The 22,147-nt window shown below is 62.7% G+C and carries 28 protein-coding genes; 16 read left to right on the forward strand and 12 right to left on the reverse strand.

What is annotated here, in order from left to right:
* Positions 1-66: 66 nt before the first annotated feature.
* The 3 genes from valS (at position 67) to LOY69_RS12150 (ending at position 4,192) form a co-directional block, all read left to right on the forward strand.
* Complete coding sequence (gene valS / locus LOY69_RS12140; RefSeq protein ID WP_265074626.1) at positions 67-2,631, forward strand: valine--tRNA ligase; 2,565 nt, start codon at positions 67-69, stop codon at positions 2,629-2,631.
* 132 nt (positions 2,632-2,763) lie between these two features.
* The gene (locus LOY69_RS12145; RefSeq protein ID WP_213666113.1) at positions 2,764-3,603 is read left to right on the forward strand and encodes an EcsC family protein; all 840 of its coding nucleotides are present in this window, start codon (positions 2,764-2,766) and stop codon (positions 3,601-3,603) included.
* Positions 3,604-3,616: 13 nt separating this feature from the next.
* Positions 3,617-4,192 (forward strand): GNAT family N-acetyltransferase, encoded by a 576-nt coding sequence (locus LOY69_RS12150; RefSeq protein ID WP_265074627.1) that lies wholly within the window; start codon positions 3,617-3,619, stop codon positions 4,190-4,192.
* Between the two features lie 79 nt (positions 4,193-4,271).
* On the opposite strand, the gene LOY69_RS12155 is transcribed toward LOY69_RS12150, so the two are convergent.
* From LOY69_RS12155 to LOY69_RS12165, 3 genes are read right to left on the reverse strand one after another with little or no spacing between them, the layout of a single operon-like run.
* The gene (locus LOY69_RS12155) at positions 4,272-4,601 is read right to left on the reverse strand and encodes a cyclic-phosphate processing receiver domain-containing protein (RefSeq protein ID WP_265074628.1); all 330 of its coding nucleotides are present in this window, start codon (positions 4,599-4,601) and stop codon (positions 4,272-4,274) included.
* Positions 4,602-4,628: 27 nt separating this feature from the next.
* Positions 4,629-5,033, reverse strand: coding sequence for a hypothetical protein (locus LOY69_RS12160; protein WP_265074629.1), 405 nt, complete (start codon positions 5,031-5,033; stop codon positions 4,629-4,631).
* Positions 5,034-5,071: 38 nt separating this feature from the next.
* Positions 5,072-5,623 (reverse strand): hypothetical protein, encoded by a 552-nt coding sequence (locus LOY69_RS12165; RefSeq protein WP_260627304.1) that lies wholly within the window; start codon positions 5,621-5,623, stop codon positions 5,072-5,074.
* Positions 5,624-5,851: 228 nt separating this feature from the next.
* Here LOY69_RS12165 and LOY69_RS12170 point away from each other — a divergent pair, with 228 nt between their 5' ends.
* The 9 genes from LOY69_RS12170 (at position 5,852) to LOY69_RS12210 (ending at position 11,377) form a co-directional block, all read left to right on the forward strand.
* Positions 5,852-6,640, forward strand: coding sequence for a hypothetical protein (locus LOY69_RS12170; protein WP_265074630.1), 789 nt, complete (start codon positions 5,852-5,854; stop codon positions 6,638-6,640).
* 177 nt (positions 6,641-6,817) lie between these two features.
* On the forward strand, positions 6,818-7,828 hold the full coding sequence (locus LOY69_RS12175) for a hypothetical protein (protein ID WP_146232968.1): 1,011 nt from the start codon (positions 6,818-6,820) through the stop codon (positions 7,826-7,828).
* On the forward strand, positions 7,819-8,160 hold the full coding sequence (locus LOY69_RS12180) for a hypothetical protein (RefSeq protein ID WP_265074631.1): 342 nt from the start codon (positions 7,819-7,821) through the stop codon (positions 8,158-8,160). The genes LOY69_RS12175 and LOY69_RS12180 overlap by 10 nt, the downstream gene beginning before the upstream one ends.
* Entirely contained in the window at positions 8,150-8,338 is a 189-nt protein-coding gene (locus LOY69_RS12185; RefSeq protein ID WP_102864243.1) for a hypothetical protein, read from the forward strand. The genes LOY69_RS12180 and LOY69_RS12185 overlap by 11 nt, the downstream gene beginning before the upstream one ends.
* On the forward strand, positions 8,338-8,481 hold the full coding sequence (locus LOY69_RS12190) for a hypothetical protein (protein ID WP_180988597.1): 144 nt from the start codon (positions 8,338-8,340) through the stop codon (positions 8,479-8,481). Before LOY69_RS12185 ends, LOY69_RS12190 begins: the two co-directional genes overlap by 1 nt.
* Before the next feature lie 8 nt (positions 8,482-8,489).
* Complete coding sequence (locus tag LOY69_RS12195; RefSeq protein WP_265074632.1) at positions 8,490-9,119, forward strand: DUF4375 domain-containing protein; 630 nt, start codon at positions 8,490-8,492, stop codon at positions 9,117-9,119.
* 59 nt (positions 9,120-9,178) lie between these two features.
* On the forward strand, positions 9,179-9,625 hold the full coding sequence (locus LOY69_RS12200; RefSeq protein ID WP_213666119.1) for an NUDIX hydrolase: 447 nt from the start codon (positions 9,179-9,181) through the stop codon (positions 9,623-9,625).
* Positions 9,626-9,835: 210 nt separating this feature from the next.
* Positions 9,836-10,531, forward strand: coding sequence for an OmpW/AlkL family protein (locus tag LOY69_RS12205; RefSeq protein ID WP_102879926.1), 696 nt, complete (start codon positions 9,836-9,838; stop codon positions 10,529-10,531).
* Between the two features lie 222 nt (positions 10,532-10,753).
* Positions 10,754-11,377 carry a cell wall hydrolase gene (locus LOY69_RS12210; protein WP_170003740.1) on the forward strand — a complete coding sequence of 208 codons (624 nt, stop codon included), beginning with the start codon at positions 10,754-10,756 and terminating at the stop codon, positions 11,375-11,377.
* A gap of 21 nt (positions 11,378-11,398) precedes the next feature.
* On the opposite strand, the gene LOY69_RS12215 is transcribed toward LOY69_RS12210, so the two are convergent.
* Entirely contained in the window at positions 11,399-11,740 is a 342-nt protein-coding gene (locus LOY69_RS12215) for a hypothetical protein (protein ID WP_265074633.1), read from the reverse strand.
* Positions 11,741-11,783: 43 nt separating this feature from the next.
* Entirely contained in the window at positions 11,784-12,185 is a 402-nt protein-coding gene (locus LOY69_RS12220) for a GFA family protein (protein ID WP_170003746.1), read from the reverse strand.
* A gap of 258 nt (positions 12,186-12,443) precedes the next feature.
* On the opposite strand from LOY69_RS12220, the gene LOY69_RS12225 reads away from it, so the two are divergent.
* On the forward strand, positions 12,444-12,905 hold the full coding sequence (locus LOY69_RS12225) for a methyltransferase family protein (RefSeq protein WP_102880094.1): 462 nt from the start codon (positions 12,444-12,446) through the stop codon (positions 12,903-12,905).
* 42 nt (positions 12,906-12,947) lie between these two features.
* Here the strand turns inward: LOY69_RS12225 and LOY69_RS12230 are convergent, their stop codons facing one another.
* Together LOY69_RS12230 and LOY69_RS12235 are read right to left on the reverse strand one after the other, a co-directional pair.
* Positions 12,948-13,385, reverse strand: coding sequence for a hypothetical protein (locus LOY69_RS12230; RefSeq protein WP_102864582.1), 438 nt, complete (start codon positions 13,383-13,385; stop codon positions 12,948-12,950).
* A 183-nt stretch (positions 13,386-13,568) separates the two neighbouring features.
* A complete protein-coding gene (locus tag LOY69_RS12235) occupies positions 13,569-14,189 on the reverse strand; it encodes a TetR/AcrR family transcriptional regulator (RefSeq protein WP_102879922.1) in 621 nt (206 codons plus the stop codon).
* Between the two features lie 93 nt (positions 14,190-14,282).
* Between LOY69_RS12235 and LOY69_RS12240 the strand changes: the two genes are divergently transcribed.
* Positions 14,283-14,630 (forward strand): darcynin family protein, encoded by a 348-nt coding sequence (locus tag LOY69_RS12240; protein WP_240321974.1) that lies wholly within the window; start codon positions 14,283-14,285, stop codon positions 14,628-14,630.
* A gap of 89 nt (positions 14,631-14,719) precedes the next feature.
* On the opposite strand, the gene yfcF is transcribed toward LOY69_RS12240, so the two are convergent.
* A complete protein-coding gene (gene yfcF, locus LOY69_RS12245; protein WP_265074634.1) occupies positions 14,720-15,352 on the reverse strand; it encodes a glutathione transferase in 633 nt (210 codons plus the stop codon).
* A gap of 288 nt (positions 15,353-15,640) precedes the next feature.
* Here yfcF and LOY69_RS12250 point away from each other — a divergent pair, with 288 nt between their 5' ends.
* Positions 15,641-15,970, forward strand: a complete 330-nt coding sequence (locus LOY69_RS12250) for a hypothetical protein (RefSeq protein WP_102879920.1) — start codon at positions 15,641-15,643, stop codon at positions 15,968-15,970.
* Positions 15,971-16,316: 346 nt separating this feature from the next.
* Here LOY69_RS12250 and LOY69_RS12255 read toward each other — a convergent pair whose 3' ends face one another.
* The gene (locus tag LOY69_RS12255) at positions 16,317-17,213 is read right to left on the reverse strand and encodes a DMT family transporter (RefSeq protein ID WP_102879919.1); all 897 of its coding nucleotides are present in this window, start codon (positions 17,211-17,213) and stop codon (positions 16,317-16,319) included.
* A 113-nt stretch (positions 17,214-17,326) separates the two neighbouring features.
* Here LOY69_RS12255 and LOY69_RS12260 point away from each other — a divergent pair, with 113 nt between their 5' ends.
* The gene (locus LOY69_RS12260) at positions 17,327-18,661 is read left to right on the forward strand and encodes a PLP-dependent aminotransferase family protein (RefSeq protein ID WP_110595847.1); all 1,335 of its coding nucleotides are present in this window, start codon (positions 17,327-17,329) and stop codon (positions 18,659-18,661) included.
* Positions 18,662-18,706: 45 nt separating this feature from the next.
* Here LOY69_RS12260 and LOY69_RS12265 read toward each other — a convergent pair whose 3' ends face one another.
* The 3 genes from LOY69_RS12265 to LOY69_RS12275 form a co-directional block, all read right to left on the reverse strand.
* Positions 18,707-20,335 carry a methyl-accepting chemotaxis protein gene (locus LOY69_RS12265; RefSeq protein WP_102879917.1) on the reverse strand — a complete coding sequence of 543 codons (1,629 nt, stop codon included), beginning with the start codon at positions 20,333-20,335 and terminating at the stop codon, positions 18,707-18,709.
* A 245-nt stretch (positions 20,336-20,580) separates the two neighbouring features.
* On the reverse strand, positions 20,581-21,462 hold the full coding sequence (locus tag LOY69_RS12270) for an alpha/beta fold hydrolase (RefSeq protein WP_265074635.1): 882 nt from the start codon (positions 21,460-21,462) through the stop codon (positions 20,581-20,583).
* An 87-nt stretch (positions 21,463-21,549) separates the two neighbouring features.
* The gene (locus tag LOY69_RS12275; protein WP_123393142.1) at positions 21,550-22,071 is read right to left on the reverse strand and encodes an alpha-ketoglutarate-dependent dioxygenase AlkB family protein; all 522 of its coding nucleotides are present in this window, start codon (positions 22,069-22,071) and stop codon (positions 21,550-21,552) included.
* Between the last annotated feature and the right edge of the window lie 76 nt (positions 22,072-22,147).

The raw sequence follows: 22,147 nt of genomic DNA on the forward strand, positions 1-22,147 counted from the left end.
ATTTACTAATCCCGCGCGATCCTCTATAAATTTCCCCTTCGGCGCCGATTCTTGCGGCGCCACCGGGTGATAACAGGAGGATGCTATGTCACCGTTAAACGTGTAACCCCAACGCTTTGCCCCATCGCCACACCCTCGCTTGAACACCTCGAAACACGCTGGTCCCAGCGCTGGCTGGAAGAGGGCACCTACGCCTTCGATCGCAGTGCCACCCGGGACGCGGTCTACTCCATCGACACACCGCCACCCACGGCCTCGGGCTCATTGCACGTCGGCCATGTGTTCAGCTACACCCACACCGACATCATCGCGCGCTTTCAACGCATGCGCGGCAAGGCCGTGTTCTACCCCATGGGCTGGGACGACAACGGTTTGCCCACCGAGCGCCGGGTCGAGAACTACTACGGCGTGCGCTGCGATCCCCAGGCGCCTTACCAGCCGCAGTTGCAGCCACCGGCCCGGGTCGCCGAGCGGCGTGCCGACTATGCGGCGATCAGCCGGCGCAACTTTGTCGAGCTGTGCCACCGCTTGACCGCCCTCGACGAGCAGGCCTTTCGCAGCTTGTTCATGCAGTTGGGCCTGTCGGTGGACTGGGGCCTGACCTACGCCACCATCGATGAGCGTGCGCAGCGGGTCAGCCAGCGCGCCTTGCTGCGCAACTACCAGCGCGGCGAGCTCTACAGCCAGCAGGCTCCCTGCCTGTGGGACCTGACCTTCCAGACCGCCGTGGCCCAGGCTGAACTTGAGGAACGGGAGGTGGCGGGGGCGTATCACGACCTGCGGTTCCAGGGCATCGAAGGTGAGGATTTATGCATTGCCACCACCCGCCCCGAATTGCTCGCGGCCTGCGTGGCGCTGGTGGCGCATCCGGATGACCCGCGTTACCAGAAACGCTTCGGCCAACACCTGCGTTCGCCGCTGTTCGAGGTCGAGGTGCCGTTGCTGGCCCACGCCCTGGCCGATCCGCAGAAGGGCAGCGGGCTGGCGATGGTCTGTACCTTTGGCGATCTGACCGATGTGCTCTGGTGGCGCGAGCTGCAGTTGCCCACCCGCTCGATCATCGAGCCGGACGGTCGGCTGCTGGCCCAGCCGCCCGATTGGCTGACCACGCCGGGCGCGCGTCAGGCCTATGAGGCCCTGGCGGTGTGCAGTTTGCCCCAGGCACGCAAGTTGATACTGCCGATGTTGCGTGAATGTGGCGCTTTGCTTGGCGAACCGCGGCCGATCCGGCACGCCGTGAAGTTCTTCGAGAAGGGCGACCAGCCTCTGGAGATTGTCGCCACGCGCCAGTGGTACTTGCGCAACGGTGGGCGCAGCGCTGAACTGCGCCAGCAGTTGCTCGGCCGCGGCCAGTCCCTGGAGTGGCATCCGCCGTTCATGCGCAGTCGTTACGAGCACTGGGTCGGCGGCCTCAATGGCGACTGGCTGATCAGCCGTCAGCGGGTCTTCGGCGTGCCGATTCCGTTCTGGTATCCGCTGGATGCCCAGGGCGTAGCGGACTACGCCAGGCCGATCCTGGCGGACGAAACCTCACTGCCGGTGGACCCGACCCTGGACACGCCAGCGGGCTACCGCCCCGAGCAACGCGGCCAGCCCCATGGCTTTATCGGCGAGCGCGACATCATGGACACCTGGGCCACCAGTTCCCTGACCCCGCAGATCGCCGCCGGCTGGGAGGAGGACGAGGATCTGTTCCAGCGCGTCTATCCCATGGATCTGCGACCCCAGGGCCACGACATCATCCGTACCTGGCTGTTCTCGACCCTGGTGCGCAGCCATTTCGAAGCGGCCGTCGTGCCCTGGCGGCACGTGGCGCTGTCGGGCTGGATCCTTGATCCGGACCGCAAGAAGATGTCCAAGTCCCGGGGCAATGTGGTCACGCCGCAAGCCTTGCTGGAGCAATACGGCAGCGACGGCGTGCGCTATTGGGCGGCCCTCGGGCGCCCGGGCAGCGACACCGCCTTTGAAGAGCAGCAAATGAAGATCGGCCGGCGTCTGGCGCTCAAGCTGTTCAATCTGTCGAAGCTGGTTTTCGCGGTGCCGGGAGACCCCGAGGGTCGTGTCGATCAGCCATTGGATCAGGCCATGCTGCAGCGCCTGGGGGCGGTGACCCTGGACGCCCAGGCGGCTCTGGAGGGCTACGACTACAGCAGTGCGCTGATGGGCATCGAGGACTTCTTCTGGTGGTTCTGCGATGACTATGTCGAGCTGGTCAAGCGTCGTGCCTATCGGCCCGAAGGGCATTCGGCGCGTAATGCCCTGGCGGCGGCCTTGAGTGTGCTGCAACGCTTGTTCGCACCGTTTCTGCCCTTTGTCTGCGAGGAGGTCTGGCGTTGCTGGCAGCCGGGTTCGGTGCACCGGGCCAGCTGGCCCGAGGCGCAGGCGGCCGAAGACTTTGTCGAGCCGCTGCTGGAGGCGGTCAGTGCCACGCTGGCCGCCATTCGCAAGGCCAAGTCCGATGCCCGGCAGTCGATGAAGGCCGCGGTGGCGCGCGTTGAGCTGGTGGAGCGCGGGCCGCTGCTGGAATCCCTGCAATGCGCCCGACAGGACCTGATCGACGCCGGGCAGGTCGCCAACCTGGTGTTCATTGACGGCGCGGTACGGGAAGTGCGGGTCTGGTTGCAGGATTGACGGCAATGATCCGGGGCCTGCCCGCGAGAGGACGTTGCAGTCCTTTCGCGGGCAGGCCCCGGCCTCACTTTCCCGAGCGTTGCAAACCCATTACCTTGCACGTCGTGGGCGGTTTAACGGCAGGAGAAGTGCGTGAATATCAAAGACAATCCGCAGGATTATGGGGACCTCAAGCGTGCCGTGGGCTTGCTGGAGTCACCCTCGCTGACGGCGCGCCTGTCCGGCGTGCTCGGCTCGCCCATTGAAAGCGCGGTCAAGGCCTTGCCCAACTGGGTGTCCGGAAAAATCAACGATGCGGTGGTGGCCGCGCTGCAGACCTCCGCCGATGCGGCGCTGTGGAGCCTGGAAAACACGCCAAAAAAACAGGCCTCGACGCTGCTGCACAAAGTCTATGCCGCCACCTCCGGTGCGGTGGGCGGGGCTTTTGGTTTTGCCGCGCTGTTTGTCGAGTTGCCCATCTCCACCACCATCATGATGCGCTCGGTGGCCGATGTGGCCCGCAGCGAAGGCTTCGACCTTAACGACCTGGCCACCAAGCAAGCCTGTATCGAGGTGTTCGCCATGGGCGGCAACAGCCAGGCCGATGACGCCACGGAGACCGGCTACTACCTCACCCGCAGCTTCACCACCCAGGCCATGCAGCAACTGTCCAAGGAACTGGCGGCGATTGCCGCCAAGCAGGGGGTGGGCGCGGCTGGCAGGTTGTCGCCGGGGCAGGTGGGCAAGTGGCTGGCGCTGTTGATCGAGAAGGTCGCCAGCCGTTATGGCGTGACCATCTCCAGCAAGTTCGCGGCCCAGGCGGTGCCCGTGATCGGCGCCGTTACCGGGGCCACCATCAATGCGCTGTTCACCGATTTCTACCAGGACATGGCCCGGGGGCACTTCACCGTGAAGCGCCTGGAGCACAAGTACGGCTTTGAGCAGATCAAGAGCGAGTATGCGCAGCTCATGGGCAAGCCGCTGGCAGGCTAGGGCGGGGAGTGATATGAGCGACTTTCCCGTTATCCGCACCCCGCGCCTGATCCTCAGGGAACTGTGCCCGGCCGATGTGCCGGCGTTGTTCGCCATTCACAGCGACGCCGATGCGATGCAGTGGTTCGGCACCGATCCAATGACTGATGACCAGCAGGCCGAACAACTGCTGGCCCAGTTCGCCAGCTGGCGGAGCTTGCCCAACCCGGGCGTTCGCTGGGGCATCGAGCGCCAGGCCGAACCCGGCCTGTTGGGCACCTGTGGCCTGTTCAAATGGAACCGCCCGTGGCGCAGCTGCGCCATCGGCTTCGAGCTGGCGCGTGCAGCGCAAGGGCAGGGGTTGATGACCGAGGCGCTGGAGGCCATCCTCGACTGGGGCTTTGCCCACATGGCGCTGAACCGTATCGAGGCCCAGGTGCACCCGCAGAACCTGGCGAGCCTCAGGTTGCTGGAGCGGATGGGGTTTGTTCGCGAAGGGCTTTCACGGCAGGCGGGGTATTGGCTGGGGGCTCATCATGATCTGGTGCAGCACGGGTTGTTGAGGGCCGACTGGCCCAGTCTGGCGCCGCTCGCCGCAAGTCCTGTGTAGCCCAGCGCGATTGTGCGCTTCGGCAGCCGGCGAAGGGTCAAAGCAGTGGATGTAGCCATACAGGTTGCCGCTCATGGGGTCAGATGCCTGTGTTGTCGGTTGATGGGCGGCATCCGTTGTTGCGGGCCAGTCGATCGATCGCTTGCACGCCGGCGCGCATCTTTTCCACGGCGCTGGCATTGGCCGAGTGGATGTGAATACGCGGTGGACGAAAGCCATTCAGGGCCACGGCCTCTTCGATCCACAGGATCACGTCGTAACCGGTGCCGCGCCGGTCATCTCCGAGGTCGTGGTCGAGGCTGATCTCTTCGACGCCGCCGGCTTTGAGCAACGCGATGACTTCGTCCGGCCAGTAGGTGCGAATCCAGCCTTGCGGGGTTTGGCGTTCGTCGTCGAGGTAGATTTTCATGGGCCTGTTTACTCTTTCAGATGCAGTTCAAGCATCGGCGTCGTTCGCGATGACATGCAGCACAAGGCTCAGCGAGTCGTCGGTGAGCTGCGGTGGGTGATCCTGTTGCAGTTTGTCGATGAAAAAAAGCGCACCCGGCGCTGTTTCAGCGGGCATGGAGAGGCAAGGGTAGAGTTGGTTTTTACTGGCCTCGGCATACTGGATATGAACCTTGCTGTGCTCAATCCAGATCCTGCTCGATTGACCGGAGCAACTCAGGAACAGGGTGCTGAAACTTGATTGCTCCTGCTCCTGCTCCTGCTCCTGCTCCTGCTCCAGCGGCATCGATTGAGAGTCGCCGTGCCGGCCTTTGCGAATGGCTCGTGCCATGGCATTGAATGCTTTGGGTGTGCCAAAGAAATGCAGTTCCTGTCCGTTCAGTCTTGCCAGCACGTCAAGTTTCCTTTCGTATCGCGTCGGTCAACGCTGGGTCATTGCAACCTGCGCCGGAGCGCTAGCAGGACCGCGTCAGCGTGGCAGAGTTGCCCGTCCAGAGGAGTTGCACCGGCTGTTTCAGGCACCAACCTGATCGTGCTGGGCACGCCTTGGCCGCAGAGCTGCTGTTGAGCTAGCAGCAGGACTCGGCGGCTGCCTGTAAGCCAATGCTTGTTCTGCTCTGACAGCAGTGCAACGACCTGTGGATAGGTGCAGGCCAGTTTTTGCCGCAGATTGCCCATCGCGGTTTTGTCGTGGCGATTGAATGCAGGAGTCAGCACATAAAAGTTGCCCATCGCAGCGTCCTGATCGTACTTGTCTTGCAGGTAGTCATCCACGCTGATGGCACTACCGATGGTGTCGACCACTCCAGTCTGGACGTTGACCAGATGGGCGTTTATGCCGATATAGCAACTCGACTCCACGCCGTGCTGCACATAATCCACGCTGTTGCAGCGGATCACCCAGTAAGCCCTCAGGGGGCAGAGCTCGCAGGACTGAATGACAAAACGCTCAGGTTTTCCATCGTTGATAATGCCGTCATGCATGGCGAGCACCAGAGCACAGGCTTGTTGGGCTGAGAGCATCGGTGGGTGGTCTTTTACGGTGAGTGTCTGGATGAATTTTCGCCCAGTTGTATAACCCGATATTGAGCAATAAGCCATTGCCGGGCTTAAGGTTGCACAGTTTTTCCAGCAGTGGATTAGTCCGCCGCAGTTGTGTAAAAACGCTCTGCTATTCAACCCGGCACCCGCTGCCAACTCAGGTGGAACCCAATGCGGCCCAACGCCGAACTCCGATTGTTTGCACTGCCGGTATGCGCCGGTCTGGTCTACGCCGTGATCAAGGGGCTGATTAAGGGCTGGAGTGGCACGCAGCTGTTTTCCGGTTTTTTGTTTGGCAGCGTGATTGCCATTGTCCTGGGCATTCCTCTGCTGCTTTGGAGTGATCGGCGCTGCCCGCAGGCCAAGATGCGCTATCTGTGGATCGGCCTGATCCTGAGCCTGGTCGCGACCTTGTTGGTACGCGCGTCATGGATGCAGTTGTTGCTACTGCCGCTGGCCGGCGGACTGGCCCTGGGTGGCCTGTACAGCCTGGTGATCCGTGGTATCGACAAGCTGCCGGTGCCGCTTCATGGACGAGCTCGGCAGGGTTGGGGGCGGCTCCTGGCGGTGCCACTGTCAGGTGCATTGACCCTGGGCAGCATCGCTACGGCGCTCTATCCCAAGGGCGTGGAAAGCCTGCCGATGTTTTTCTTCGGCGGGTTGATCGGCGCGTGGCTGAGTGTGCTGGTCTGTTGGCCGATGCTGTGGCTGGTGGAGCGGGTACTGGTCACCCCTTGGCGCTACGTGATCGGTGGCGGCCTCAGTGGTCTGGTGGTCTGGCTGCTGTCCGGGGCACAGGGGTTGATGGTCAATCCTCAGGGCTGGTCCGCGGGGCTGGGCTTCTGGGTGCCGATGCTGACCCATGGTTTCTTTCCGTTCCTGCTGATCGGGCTGTTGAGCGGGATGCTGATGACGGCCTGCAACCGGATGCTCCAGCGCAGGAAGACGGGCCCCGGTTGAATTCGGTGACCTTGCCGCCTTCTAGATACTTCGATGGGGCAAATATGATAGCGTTGCGCCACTTTTACCCTGCCGATCAAGGGATTTTTCGTGCGTCGATTGCTCAGTCGCCTATCAACCGTGTTTGCCGGACCCTCGGATGAGTACTGGGACCAGAAAGCCACGGAGTTGACCTATTTGGGCAAGCTTCATCGTGGTGAGCTGGAGTTTGAGCAGAGCCGCCCGGGCCAGAGCCTTCAAGAGCGCGCCATCGCCGCCGTGGGACCGGTGAACTTTACCGAGCTGCTGGCTGAGCTGGAGGTCGATACCGGCTACAGCACCTTGACGGCGGCGCAGATCAGCGGCGCGGTCGGCATCGGTATTGCGGGGGTGGTCTCGGCGTACATGACCAATCTGCACGCCGACAAGCTGGAGGAGCTGTTTCTCAAGTTGCATGAGTATTTCAAGCCGGAAGGCACCACCAGCCCCCTCGACTATCGGACCGGCGCCAAGCATCGCTACATCTTCGGGCATGACCTCAATGTGTTCCAGAAGCTGCCGGACGACTACACCTTCGGTGGCGAGTCCGTAGGCGGCAAGACTCTCTATTCTCTGGTCGTCGATTACATCGAGGCGGGGTACCCGGGCGCAGGACCGGTGCTCAAGCACCTCAAGGCGATTGCCCATATTCTTACCCATTGCCTCAGCGACCTTCCCACCAAGGATGGTCTTCCCCTGCCGTTCAGCTCCCTGTTCACCCAGTGGGTGAAGGATGAAAGCAAGGCGTCCGGCTACAGCGCCTCGAACCCGCTGATGGATGCTCTGGGCAGGGAGTTCGGTACGATCAATGCGGCGGATATCAGCTCCTACGCCACCATCAAGCTGCTGTTGAGCGGACGGCACGCCATCGCTTTCTACAAGTCCGAGGTGACCCAGGAGGACAAGGACCTGCACCTGGCGCTGATGAGCACCATCGCCTACGGCACGGGGTTGATGATCCAGATGTTGCTGCTGGTCGCCGGGGCAGGGGGGCGCACCGGTAAGATGAACTACCTGATTGCCGGACCTTTTCTCTGGAATGCCGGCAAGTCGACCTTGATTACCCATCGTCAGCACCAGCGGGTGGTGATGGACTACGAGCGCTCCATCCGTCTGCTTGACGATAAAACCACCACCTTCGATGACTGGATCAGAGTTCAATGCCAATGATCGATCATGCCGAAAATGCCGATACCGAATACCACTTCGAGTCGTCGGACGAGTACTGTTCTCCCGATCTCGTGGAGCAGGTTGCCCAGGCGCTGAAGCAGAACATGAGCCTGACGGCGGCCGACCTGGCTCAGTTGGCGACCATCGTGCACCTGGAGCGTCTTCGCCACGACTTTGCCCACAGCGGGCAAAGTCTTGCCGAGCATGGCAAGGAGATTCAGCGGCTGCGCAACGAGTTGATTCAGCATCACCACCGCGAGCCATTCGACAATGGCAAGTTGGAAAAAGCCTTCTACAAGGCGTTGAACAAGGCTTACGGCTATGTCGGATAAAGTCGTCCGGGGCCTGTTCATAGCTGCGGGCGCCATCGTCGTCAGTTGTACGTCGGGGCTGATGGGCAAGCTCGCCTCCGACCATCGAGAGCGCAAGCGCAGAAGCCGGCTTGATGAAACCTTGAACAAGATGGAAGCCAAGATGGCAGCGGACAAACAGAACCGGGGAACTCCTTGATGGCGATTGTGGTAATAGGACTGTTTTTCCTGATCCTGGCCATTGTGGTGTTCAGCACGGTCTTTTCATTGCTTGAAAAATCACGCATCGCCAAACACGAGCAGATGAAAAAGGCCAAGGCCAAGACCTTCAGGAAAAAATAGGTAGCGTTTTGAGATTCCCTCCCATCCTCCATGTCGACTTCGAAGATGACGCGCTCTGCCTGAGCTGGGCCGACGGCCTGGTCCTGCGCCAACCCTTGAGCCGTTACAGCCAGCTGCAAAGCGCCACACCCGAGCAGCGCGCGGATTTTCGGATTCACCCGCATGGGATCTCGGTGTCCTGGCCGCACCTGGGTGACGCGGATGTCGGCATCGATGCCTTCGACTGGATCTGGGAGCACCTGTGCCGGGAATCCATGGGGCGGCTGCAGGCTCTGGAGTGGCAACTGGAGCAATTGCCAGAGGACGATCAGTTGATCGTGGCGCTCTGGCGCCTGGAAGCGGACGGTTACAACGGGGGCTTCCTGCAGTTCTTCTGCAACTGGGGCGAGCATTGCTGCGAGCTGGCGCTCAAGGCGCTGGTTGCCATTGGCGCGCGTAGCACCCATGCCGTGGTCAGCCGCCAGCGGGAGTTGATCGGGCCTCTTGACGATCACCCGCAACTGCAGCGGCTGTGGGACATTCCCGAGCTGCTGAGTGACGAGCAATATGAGCTGATCGGTGGCGAGCTGGACGAGCAATTGTGGTCGGCGATGGAGGAGGTGCCGACGCTGGCGGTAAAGTATTTCTACGCTGGCTGATGCTCATTGCGCCATGTTCTAATGCCGCGCCTTGCCCCCCTTTGAATGGACGTCTTCCCTTGGCTGAACCTCGTATCCGCGCCCTGGCGCTGTGTGTCTTCCATCACCAGGGCAAGATCCTGGTCAATCAGTTCGTTGATGCCGACACGCAACAGATGCTGTTCCGGCCGCTGGGCGGTGGGATCGACTTTGGTGAGCACAGCGCCCAGGCCATTGTTCGCGAAGTGCAGGAGGAGTTGGGGCAGTCGATCAACAACCTGCGGCTGATCGGCACTCTGGAAAGCCTGTTTGTTTACGACGGCAAACCCGGCCATGAAATCGTCCAGGTGTACGACGCCTGCTTCGAGGATGCGACGGTCTATCAGCGCGCTCAACTTGACGCCCAGGAAAGCGACGGCGCGCCCTTTGTGGCCCGCTGGCAGGGCAGCGCCAGTTTCACCGAGCATACGCCGCTGGTTCCCCAGGGGTTGGGCGAACTGCTGAAGAACGCCGGCTTGCTGGACTGACCGGGCCCCGGCCGCGATTGGCCGCAGGCGACCGGCCGCGGCCTTGATTCACGAAACACCCCGCAACGCATCCGGCGCCTGATCGGCCTCGGCCTATGTCATTCGGCAGATGTGCGCGTTCACCTGCTTCTCGATACTCAAGCCTCCCTGGCACAGCCCGCCGTGATCACGGCTGGCGGGTTGGCCGTTGTTCGAGTAGTGGAGTGATGCATGCGTAAATTGACCCTTCTGAGTACCAGCCTGCTGTTGTCTGCCCTGGCCGTTTCCACGGCCCAGGCCTTCGAGGCTGGCGACATTATTGTCCGCGCCGGCGCGGTGACGGTGGACCCGCGTGAGAGCAGCTCCAGCGTCAAGGTCGATCGCGGCGCCCTGGCCGGCACCAGCCTGGGGGGCAAGGCCAGCCTGGGCAGCGATACCCAATTGGGCCTGAACTTCGCCTACATGCTGACCGATAACCTGGCGGTGGAACTGCTGGCGGCGACCCCCTTTGAACACAACGTGAGCCTCAGTGGCACCGCTGGCGGCATTGCCGATGGCAAGCTCGGTTCCCTCAAGCACCTGCCGCCGACCCTGAGCCTGCTGTACTACCCGATGCACAGCAAATCGGCGTTCCAGCCCTATGTAGGGGCGGGGATCAATTACACCTGGATCTACGATGAAAAGGTCGGCAGCCGGGCTTCAGCCGCAGGCTTCGACAACTTCCGCGCCGGCAACTCCTGGGGCTGGGCGGCACAAGTGGGCATGGACTACATGCTCACCGATCGGCTGATGCTCAACGCACAGATGCGCTACATCGACATCAATACCGATGCCTATGTGAACAACAGCCAGCTTGGGGTTCGCTCCAAGGTCAATGTGGATGTCGACCCGTTCGTGTACATGGTGGGCTTGGGCTACAAGTTCTAGGTGCTGAGCCGGGGCGCTGCGCCGAGGTCCAGCGTCCCTGGTCCGGTCAGCGTTTTTCAAGGGAATGTTTTAGTGGCGCCATGGTCGACTCGATATGGCCCGCTCATGACCCGTCGGTAGTCGCCTACGAGCCCTTGCGCCGGCCTCGGTGCGCGGCGCTGTGGCTCAATGGCTCAGGGCTGGCGCTGACACAGGGTCCATGACTTGTTGGAAGAGTCGATCATGCACTTCATCGCAAGGCTTACCTGCTACGGTCTGATGCTCTATATCGCCCAGCTCCTGGCCGCCGAGCCGCAATCGGTGGTCCAGGAAGTGGCCAAGGACAAGGCTCAGGTCCTGGAGCAGAAAGTCGCGGACAAAGAGAGCCCCAAGGCCGAGCCCCAGGCGGCAGCCATCACCAAGCCTGAAGTCCAGGCCGTTGACCCCGCTGGACAGGCACCGGTGGACGATGCCATCACCTGTCTGTCGCGAACTCTGTATTGGGAAGCCAAAGGAGGGGAGTCTGCCGATATGGAAGCGGTGGCCGATGTGGTCATGAACCGCCTGGGCCATGAAGGTTTTCCGTCTACCGTGTGCGAGGTGGTCAAGCAGGGCTCGGAAAAAAGTCCGTGCCAGTTCTCCTGGTGGTGCGACGGTCGCCCGGATCAGGTGCAAGAGGAGGGGCGCTATAGCCTAGCCAAGGAGATTGCGCGCAAGGCGCTGAATCAGCAGCTCCAGGACCGCACCGGCGGCGCCCTGTACTTTCACGACCGCAGCGTTTCACCGCAGTGGGCCAAGAGCTATATCAAGACCACCGAAATCGGCCATTTCCTGTTCTACAAACCCAAGGATCTGGCGGCGCGCTAGCGGCGCCGGGGCCGGTGGTGTTCAGGTCGTCGGGCGGTGCTGACGCAGCCAGCGCTTGCCCAGGGGCGTCAGCCTGTGCCGGATGGATTGGCTGAAGCGTTTGCGAGACACCTGATGCAGCAGGGTTTCGCATAGCTCGTGATCCAGTGGAAAGCCTGTTTCCAGCCATATCACGGCACATTGCGCCCAGTATTCGGAGTCGGACTCCAGGGCGGTCAGCAGCAACTGGCGCAGGTCGACCGCTTGGGGCAGCGGGTGCTTGATGTCCAGCTCGGCCAGGGCATTGGGCAGGTTGGCCGCTACCGACTCATAAGGGCTTTCCAGCAGCGGCAGTAGCCACACGTAGCACAAGTGCTGGCTCATCTATTGGCCGATCCTTCAGGTAGGGGCACGGCTGCGCCCGGGGTCAGGGCAGTTGCGGATAGTGATCGGTGATGGCATGCCAACTGGCTTTCATGGCCACGCAATGGTGCTTCTGCTTGGGGGCTGTGAATGGCGTGTCCAGGGTGGCGATGGCGATTGAAATCCACTCGGAGTATTCGCCTCGCACATTTTGCCAGAACAATGATGAGCCACAGTGGCAGCAGAACTGGCGCAGCACGCCGGGGGAGGACTCATAGCTCTTGAGGGCTGTGCCGGCGTCGCTGACGTGCAGATTCGCGCGCGGGGTGCTGGCGTAGGAGGCAAAGGCCGCGCCATGGCCTTTCTGGCACTTGCGGCAGTGGCAGTGGGTGACGGCTTTCAGTGCGCCGGACACTCGGTAAGTGACTGCGCCGCATAGGCAACTGCCTTGATGGGGTATTTGCATGTTGTGAGGGATTCCGAGGTTTCAGGGCCATTCGCGCTGGAACCAGTCCAGTTGGGGGTTCAGAGTGGACGGGGACAATCAGGTCGAGGCCCGGAGGATGTACAAATGCGCGCTGATGCTCAAGTGGGCAGTGCCGGCTTCCCAGGAATGTCTTGTCGCATTATTGAGCGACGGTAAGCTGTGGCGGGTGACGGGCAACCTCTGGGGCCAGAGATCCGTCGCCTGTCTATTGCGCAACATGTCGAGGGAAGAATCATGCTGCAGGCATTGGAAAACAAGGTTCCGCCCCCGCTGGTGGCGCTGGTGTTCGGCGGGCTGATGGGCGGTGCATCGCTGGGGCTGCCGGGACTTGACCTGGCATGGGGCACACGCCTGTTGTTGGCGCTGCCGCTGATCGGGGCGGGGCTGCTGTTTGTGCTGGCGGGCGGGATTTCGTTCCGGCGTGCCCGGACCACGGTCAATCCCTTGAAACCCGAAGCGGCCTCAGCGTTGGTCACGTCAGGCATCTACCGCTACACCCGCAACCCGATGTATGTCGGCTTTGCCCTATGGTTGCTGGCCTGGGGGCTGTACCTGGCCTCGCCCCTAGTGCTGCTGGGCGTCCTGGGGTTTGTCCTGTACATGAACCGCTTGCAGATTGCTCCCGAAGAACGGGCGCTCGGGCGGTTGTTTGGTGCGGATTTTGCGGCGTATCGACAGCGCGTGCGGCGCTGGCTCTAGGTCGCACGCCTCTGTGCTTGCGGCAGAGGCGTGACGGTTGTCTCAAGCCGCCACTTGCGCCTGAATCTGCAACTGGCCATCCACTTCGCGAGTCAGGCCGCTGGCGACGAACAGCGGCACCAGCAGCTTGTGCAGTTCGGGCTCGACGAAGTCCTTGACCGTCGCCAGGTCCAGCTCGCCGCTCACTGCAAGCTCGATCTTGGTGAAAGACAGCCAGGCTTTCTTCAGGGCCAGCAGTACGTCGCTGCCAGCGGTGCTGGCGAAGCGGCGGTGGGCCACGCGGCCGGCGAAGTTGAAGCTGTGCTGGTATTCATAGCCGGTTTCGTCACCCTGGCTGGCAACGCAGCGGCCACAGGTGCAGGGGCCGTCGGCGAAGGCGGCGCGCAGGTAGCTGTTGAAGTCGACGATGGGCTTGAGGGCCAGGCGCTTGTCGACTTCGAACAGGTCACCGGTCATTTTTGCTTCACTGCTCAAGGTCAGGTTCCTCAGGGTCGGGCGGTGTATTTACAAGGGGCGCACCATACCAGCCGGATCGGCGCACGGGTACTTTTCTGGCGTTGAGCGGCCTGCCACATCATGGCGTGCCCTTGGGCAAGGCCGATGATGCCCAGCATATGTTTGCCTGCATGCGTCAGCCGTCATGTGTGTCGCCGCGTCGGTCGATCATTCTCCGGCAAGCGTCAGATAGCCGCGGATGGCGCGCATGACCCGACGCTCCAGGTCCAGGGCGTCGGTTTCACCTCGCTCACCTGCGGCGTCAATCATGCCGTGGGTCAGGGCGAACAGGTCGTGGGCCACCGTGACCACGTCATCGAGCACCCAAGGTGCATCGGCCAATTGCAGGGCCTGCACCAGGGTTTGATGAATGACCTGGGCCACTCGCTGATGGCGCTCTTGCAGCGGCAGCCGGCGCTCTTCGAAATCGATCACTCGGGCCAGTTCCGGCCGGCGCAACTGGTGGGCCACTGCGGCCTGGACCATGGCGCGGATGCGCTCCAGGGCGCTGCCGTGACTGCTCGCGTCGTGGACATCGCTGAGCAACTGCGCGGTCTCGCGCTCGATCAGCGCCACCGTCAGGGCATCGCGGTTGGGAAAGTACTGATACAGCGAGCCGATGCTGACACCGGCCCGTTGCGCCACGGCGTTGGTGGAGCAGGCGGTGAGTCCCTGGGTTTCCAGAATGCGAGCAGCCGCTTCCAGAATAGCCTCGACGGTGTGCGCCGAACGGCGTTGGCTCGGGGTTTTACGCGGGGTCAGAGGAGGGCTGGCAGGGTGTTTTGACATGGCGGCAATGCGAGTTTCAAAGGTGAGTTATGACTCGTATTCTGCTTGGGCAAGCAGCACTCATCAACCCTTTGTCTGTCAGGAGTCAACACCATGTCTGTCACCGTGCTCAGCGTATTCATGCTGGTAAAAACCACCCCGGAGTGGTTGGGGTTTCCGGTCGAGGAGCGCTTTCGCCTGTTGCGTACCCAGATGGAGCCGATTCTGCAACGGCATTCGGCCGAAGTATCGCTGCGCTTCTTCGATATCGAGTTCTACTCGGCGCGGGTCACCGATCTGTGGCTGTGGGAAGCCAGCAGTCACCATGCCTATGAGCTGTTGGTGGAGGAGTTGCGGGAGACGCCGTTCTGGGACCGCTACTTCTCGATAGTGGAAATCCTTCCCGGCGTGGAGAACGCCTATGCCAAGAACTATGAGCAGCAGCCCTTGCTGGCGTCCTGAGTCGTTTGCGTCACTGAACCAGGCACCCTCCCGGATTTGCGGGAGGGTTTTTGCATTGGCGGCTCATCAAACGTATCCGCCCCAGGCCGCTACAGCGCCGGCCGCGGCAAACGCAGCCATTCCTGGACTGCCGGCCGCTGCCATTGGCGCCGGGCATAGTCCACCAGGCGCGCCGGCATCGGGTCGCCGTTGAGGATCAGTCGGTTGAGCATCAGCGCCAGGTCGACATCGGCAATCGACCATTGGCCGAACAGGCAGTCACGGCCATCGGCCAACAGCGCTTGCGCAGTATCGATCAGCTTGGCCACCGCCGCTTCGGCGGGTGGCGACAGAGGTTCGCCCTTGCAGCCATAGAACACCACCAGGGTCGAGCGCTCCTGGCGGATCGGCAGCAAATCGCTGCGTAGCCAGGCCTGGACCTGGCGGGCCTTGGCTCGCTGTTGTCGGTCGAGGGGATAGACCGCGGGTTCGGGGAACAGCTCCTCCAGGTATTCAGTGATGGCCGAGGATTCGGACAGGGCAAAGCCGTCATGCACCAGGGTCGGTACGCGTTGCGTCTGAGACAGGCGGGCATAGGCGGGTTCGCGGTGTTGCGCGGCGTCCAGATCCAGGGGCAGCAGGTCGAAATCGATGCCCTTCTCGCGTAGTGCCACGAACACGGACAGGGCATAAGGGCTGGTGAACTGAGCATCGACGTACAGGCGCGGGCGGGAAGCGGTCACGGCGGTATCTCCATAGGGGGAACCGACACGCTAAGAGATCCTGTTCGATAAATAAAATGCGCGATTTTTATCCTGGCATTCCTCGTGGGAATACTGGCGAGCGGCCGGCGCGGCGGGTGTCATGCTGCGCTGTATCGGCCTCGGGCAACTGAGCCGCCACTGGGGGATCGCCTGGGTGGCCAGTATCGGCAGGCATATTGCCTTGATTGGTCGCGCAGAATACTGGCCCCGGACAGTCTGAAATGTCGCCAAAATCGCTTTATTTTCAGGTGGTTAGGTGACCGAAAAATGCGCCATGTGTTGATTACGCTGACGTCGTTTGCCCTGCTGAGTGGGGTTTGTGCGGCCCAGGCCCGGGAGCTGGCGGCCAATGATCGTTATGTTTGCAGTTGGGGCGCAGGCACGGCTGCCAGGGCCCAGGAGCTGAAGTTGTCCGGGGTGTCGCTGTACGCGGCGCGGCAGAAGATCCAGGTCTACAAGTTCAGCAAGGGCTGGATGCGCATGATGGCCCTGGGGATCACCGAGCAGACCTACGACAGCCCCTCGCGGATCAGGCCCGAAGCCTTGCGCAAAAGCTTTTACGACGACTGTGTGCGGTATAAGTTGGCCCGTCGATAGTGGCTGCTACAGGCTCAAGCCTGAGTGTTGCGCAACGCAAGCGCGGTCTCTGATCCGTATTTTTCTCGCTCATCTGCATCTGTTATCAGAACAGCCAAGGTTTGAAAATGGCGCGCCCACTGGGTCTTCTGGCTGGAGATCCGGTCCGCTGCACCGCAAACCTAATGTTCAGGAGGCCTGATGACTAAGATGGCGTTTTTCTTGTTTGGATTTTTAGCCTTGACCATCGCTATCGGTGCGCTTGCCACTATCTCTCCGACTTGAACGGGGCCGTTCGCGGCTCCGGTTTCATTTCCCTTTACCATCAGTGGCAGGGCAGATCAGCCACTGCCACTGAATCTGACTGCTATCTGGAAAACTTCTTCGCTCCGGCTACGCACAGGATCACTGCCACTGTGACCCCGAGCATGCCCAGGCTGACCTGTTCATGCAGCAGGCCGGCGGCCAGGGCCAGGCCGAAGAATGGCTGCAACAACTGCAGTTGGCCGACGGCGGCGATCCCGCCCTGGGCCAGTCCGCGGTACCAGAAGACAAAACCGATGAACATGCTGAACAACGAGACATAGCCCAGGCTGAACCAGGCCGGTAGGCTGATGCCGCTAAAGGAGGCCGGAGCGCTGAACAGGGTCAGGACCGCCATGACCGGCAACGACAAAACCAGGGCCCAGGAAATCACCTGCCAGCCTCCCAGGGTTCGGGACAGTTGCGCGCCCTCGGCGTAACCCAGGCCGCACACCAGCACCGCCAGGAGCATGAGCAAATCGCCCTGGGGCGACGCCGACAGCCCCTGGGACAGGGCATAGCCCGCTACCAGCAGGCTGCCCAGCACCGAGAACAGCCAGAACACCGGACGCGGTCGTTCACCGCCGCGCAACACGCCGAATACCGCGGTGGCTAGGGGCAGCAGGCCGAGAAACACGATGGAGTGAGCCGAGGTCACGTACTGCAGGGCCAGGGCGGTCAGCAAGGGAAAGCCCAGCACCACGCCCAGGGCGACGATGGTCAGGGGCAGCAATTGCTGCCTGCTGGGGCGTCGTTCCTTGAACAGCAACAGGATGCACAGGGCCAGGACCGCAGCGAGGGTGGCGCGGACAACGGTAAGGAACAGCGGGTCGAACTCCAGCACCGCGACCCGGGTCGCCGGTAGTGAGCCGCTGAAGATCAGTACCCCGATAAAGCCGTTCAGCCAGCCGCCGGCGGTATTTTCCAGCGGGGGGGATTGCAGGTGCGATGTCCGTTCCATTCAACAAGTGCTCACTACGATTGGCAGGGGCAGGCCCGGGGTGGGGCTTGCGTCCAGCTCATCCTAGGATTGAAAATCAGCACAATCAAAAAATTGTCATGGATACAGCGTCAATGGCCCGCGCCCGCTACAAGCAGTTAGTCGATGTGTTTGCCGCCGATATCCGTCGCGGTGTGCTGGCCCCTGGCACCCGCCTGCCCACCCATCGAGAGCTGGCGGCCAGGGAAGGGCTGGCGCTGGTAACCGCCTCGCGGGTGTATGCCGAGCTGGAAGCCATGGGCTTGATCAGCGGCGAAACCGGGCGTGGCACCTTTGTCCGGGAAACCGCGCTACCGCCCGGACAAGGTGTAGATCAGCAGGCCACGGCGGCCGGAACCCTGGACCTGAACTTCAACTACCCGTCCTTGCCCGGGCAGGCAGAGTTACTGCGCGCAGCCCTGCGTCAGTTGGCGTCCTGCGGCGACCTGGAGGCCCTGCTGCGCTATCAACCCCACGCTGGCCGCAGTCATGAGCGGGCCACGGTGGCGCAGCATTTGGCGGGTCGCGGTCTGGCGGTGAAGGGCGAGCAGGTGCTGATTGTCAGTGGGGCCCAGCACGGCCTGGCGACCACGGTCATGGCCCTGCTCAAGCCCGGCGACGTGGTGGCCACCGATGCCTTGACCTACCCGGGGTTCAAGGTGGTGGCGGATGCGCACGGATTGGAGTTGCTGGCCATCCCATTGACGGCAGAAGGCCCGGACCTCGATGCCTTCGAGCGCTTGTGCCAGCGTCGGCGGGTAAGGGCGGTGTACGCCATGCCGACTTTGCACAACCCCATGGGCTGGGTGCTTGACCTGGCCTGGCGCCAGCGTCTGGTGGCCCTGGCCCGCCAGCATGGGTTGCTGATCATTGAGGACGCGGCCTACGCCTATCTGGCGGACGATCCACCTGCGCCCCTGGCGGCCCTGGCCCCGGAAAGCACGGTGTACATCTCGGGTTTTTCCAAGAGTGTGGCCGCCGGGCTGCGGGTCGGCTACGTGGTGACCTCCGCAGACCGAGCGCCCTTGCTCGAACGCGCGATCCGCGCCACCACCTGGAACACCCCCGGGGTGATGACCGCCATGGCCTGTGCCTGGATCGAGGACGGCACCGTGGCGCGCCTGGAGCAGGAAAAACGCCAGGACGCCCAGGCCCGTCAGCGTCTGGCTCGGGAGCTGTTGGCAGGGCTGGAGCATATCGGCCACCCCAACTCGTACTTCCTCTGGCTGCCTTTGCCCGAGGAAGTACGCGCCGATCAGGTGGCCATGGCGTTGCTGCGCGAGAACGTCTCGGTGTCCACCGCCGAGCCCTTTGTCTGCGCCGGGCCGGTGCCCCATGCCATTCGCCTGGCCCTGGGCTCGGTGGACCTGGCCGATTTGCCCGAGGCGCTGGCCAAGGTCCGGCAAGTGATCGCCCGTTACGCGTTCTGAAGCGGCACGTTCGAAGCTTTGAACTTGCCGCTGACAATTGCTTTTTTAGAGCTTGAACTGGGTCACCAGCCCGTTCAGGTCCACCGCCAGCCGCGACAGTTCCTGGCTGGCGGCGTTGCTCTGGTTGGCCCCGGCCGAGGTCTGGGTCGACAGGTCGCGGATGTTGATCAGGTTGCGATCCACTTCCCGGGCGACCTGGGCCTGTTCCTCGCTGGCGCTGGCGATCACCAGGTTGCGTTCGTTGATCGCGGTGATGGCCTGGGTGATCTGGTCCAGGGCCAGCCCCGAGGCGCGGGCGGCTTCCAGGGTCAGATGGGCGCGCTCGTTGCTGTTGCGCATGGCGCTGACCGCCCCCTCGGTGCCTTCCTCGATGGTGTTGATCATGCTTTCGATTTCCTGGGTCGACTGCTGGGTGCGATGGGCCAGGGCCCGCACTTCGTCGGCGACCACGGCAAACCCCCGTCCGGCATCCCCGGCCCGGGCCGCTTCGATGGCCGCATTCAGGGCCAGCAGGTTGGTCTGTTCGGCAATCGAGCGGATCACTTCCAGCACCTGGCCGATATTGCGCACGTCCACTGCCAGGTGCTCGACCTGTTCGCAGGTCTGGGTCACGTCTGCCGCCAGTTGGCCGATGGAGTCCACGGTGTGTTGCACCTGCTCGCGGCCGTGGTGGGCGGTGCGGTCGGTTTCCTGGGAGGCTTCGGAGGTGCTCACCGCATTGCGCGCTACTTCCTCCACGGCGGCGGTCATCTCGTTGACTGCCGTGGCAGCCTGCTCCACTTCATTGCTTTGCTGGTGCAGGGTTTGACTGGAGTGTTCGGTGACCGCATGCAGTTCCTCGGCGGCGGAGGCCAGTTGGTTGGAGGAGTCGGCGATCCGCTGCAGGGTGCCCCGCAGGCTGGCCTGCATGGTTTGCAGGGCTTGCAGCAGGCGTGCCGGTTCGTCCTTGCCGCTGACCGTGATGCTCTGGCCGAGGTCGCCGCTGGCGATGGTTTCTGCCACGGCCACGGCCTGGCCCAGTGGGCGCACGATGCTGCGGGTCAGCAGCAGGGCGAGGGCGATGGTCAGGGCCACCACGATCAGCATGATCAGCACGACCATGGCAATGGCGCCCTGGAACACCTCACTGCTCAGCTGCGCGGCGGCGACGCCACCCCGAGTGTTGGTGTCGATGATGTCCAGCAGCTCCTTGAGCATGGCGTCGGCATGGGTCAGGAACGAACCGCCGTCGACGACATCGATGGCCGCTTCCTTGTGCCCCTGGCGCACCAGTTCCACCACCCGGTGCTGTTCCTTGATGTAGGCCGCCTTGGCGCTGAGAAAGCGTTCATAGGCCGAGCGCTCCTCGGCCTCGGTGATCAGCTTTTCGTAGACGCCTTGCTGGCGATTGAGTTGCTCGTCGAGTTCGCCGACGCGCTTGAGCAGGGCCTGTACATCGTCGTGGTCACGGACCACCAGCATGCGCAGGGTGATGGTGCGGATCTGGGTGCTGGTCAGGGCCAGGGCGTTGGCGGCGACAATCGATGGCTGCCAGTTCTGGTCGACCTCAAGGGATTGCTGGTTCATGCGCCGCATTTCCAGCAACGAGAAGCCCCCCAGGCCCAGTGCCAGCAGGGCGATCAGGGCGAAGCTGAACCCTGCGCGGCGGGAAATATTCATCGTTCTCAAGAGCATGACTGTGTTCCTTGTGGCGGCAAAAAGTACAACCGGCGAAGCGAGTCGCGGTTTGCATCTGTGCGGTGCACTGTGGAGCGAGGCTTCACGGCACCGTCGGTTTTTGCACACAAGGTCGGCGGTAGGCGCATCTGATCGGCGCCTTTGCCAGGGTCTTCCAGGGGGGACAGGAGGCACGGCCGGCCTGGAAAACCCGCCGATGATATCACGATGACATCTATTTGCGGGCGCCTGGCCCGCGGCTTTCACTGGGCTTCGGTTTGCAGGAAGCCTGCGATGGAGCGGGCACTGGTCACTGGGTCGACTTGCATGAAACAGTGCTGGCCGTCGATCACCTGGGTGCTCAGGTGCCGGTTGAGGGCGGCCCAGCGTTTGATCGAGCGGGCGACGTAGGGGTAGCTGTCGCGCCCGTGGATCACCAGGGTCGGGGTCTGCACCCGGCGCAGGGATCGCCACAGGCGCCGCGGGAAGCTGCTGAAAATGTCCACCTCGCGTTCAGGGGAGCATTTGAGCGCTACGCCTTGACCGTCGTCTTTCAGAGCGTGCTCGACGTAGGCGTTCAGGGCCTCGTCGCTCCAGCCCTTGAAGATCCCCCGGTTGGCCAGGGCGGCCTTGGCCGAGGCGCGGTCCGGCCAATGCTGGCGGCGAGCAGCGGCCTTGCGAGCCAGGGTATGGCGACGGTTGAGGCCCAGGGCCGAGAGCAGCCTCAGGGAGCTGATCATCGATGGGCTGAAAATCACCGGGTCGAGCATCACTGCCTTGGCAAACAGCTGGGGGCGTTCGGCCACGATCAGACTGGTGAGCACGCCGCCAAAGCTGTGGCCGACGGCGTAGCGGGGCACGTCACCGTAGGCCTTGAGCCCGGCCTCGAAGGCTTCGGCCGCCAGTTCTGCGGTGCGGTTCCAACCCACAAACGGGCCGCCATGATCGCTATCGCCATGGCCCTGGACGTCGCTGAGCCACAGGTCGAAGGATTCGGCCAGCAAGGCCAGCAGCGGACGATAGGCCATGGAGCAGAAGCCGTTGCCGTGGAGGAAGTGCAGCAACGGTTTACCCGAAGGTTCGGAGCGCAGGCCGCGCAGGGTGAAGCCTTCGGGGCAGGGGTAGGACCAGGGAAGCAACTGCATGGGGCCTCTATTCGAGCGGTGATCACAGCCGGGCATTGTCGATGGCGCGGCCCTTGAGTCAAGGGCCGATCCTGACCGAGTCCAGCACTACGCGGTCTTGAGCTGTCGAAACGACAGGCTGATGCGTTCGCCGGCATTCGGGGCCTTGGGGATCGCGTGCAGCCAGTGTTTCTGCAGTTCGTCCGACATGTGCAGCAGCGAGCCGCTGGCCAGGCTGTAGTCGAAGGTGGCGCCGCTTTCCTTGTGGCGAAAGACCATGGCCCGGGCGTGACCCAGGGAGACGATCACCACCCCGGTGCCTTCCACCAGTTGCTCGTTGGCATCGGAATGGAAGCCCATGGAGGACTGGCCGTCCGGATAGAAGTTGAGCAGGCAATTGTTGGGGCGAAAGCCCAGCAGCTGCTCGATCGGCCCGCACAGCTGCTCCAGCGCCTCGGGCATCGGCACTGCCGGGTAGGTGATCTGCGAGTAGTCGTAGGGCGCGCCGAAGCTGGCGGTCTTGCGTGCGCGCATGCGTTCATCCCAGAGCACGCTGTCCTTGAGGTGGTTGAACAGGGCGTCTGGGGCCGGGATGAAGTCAGGGAACAGATCGATTGCAGGTGGCGTCATGGGGCGGCTTCAAGTGCTAGAGGGACGAGCAGCGAGTCTAACCCGGTTACGGGCGCCCTCGCTGATCGGCATTGCG

This window comes from Pseudomonas sp. B21-059 (assembly GCF_026016285.1).
Taxonomy (GTDB): Bacteria; Pseudomonadota; Gammaproteobacteria; order Pseudomonadales; family Pseudomonadaceae; genus Aquipseudomonas; species Aquipseudomonas danubii.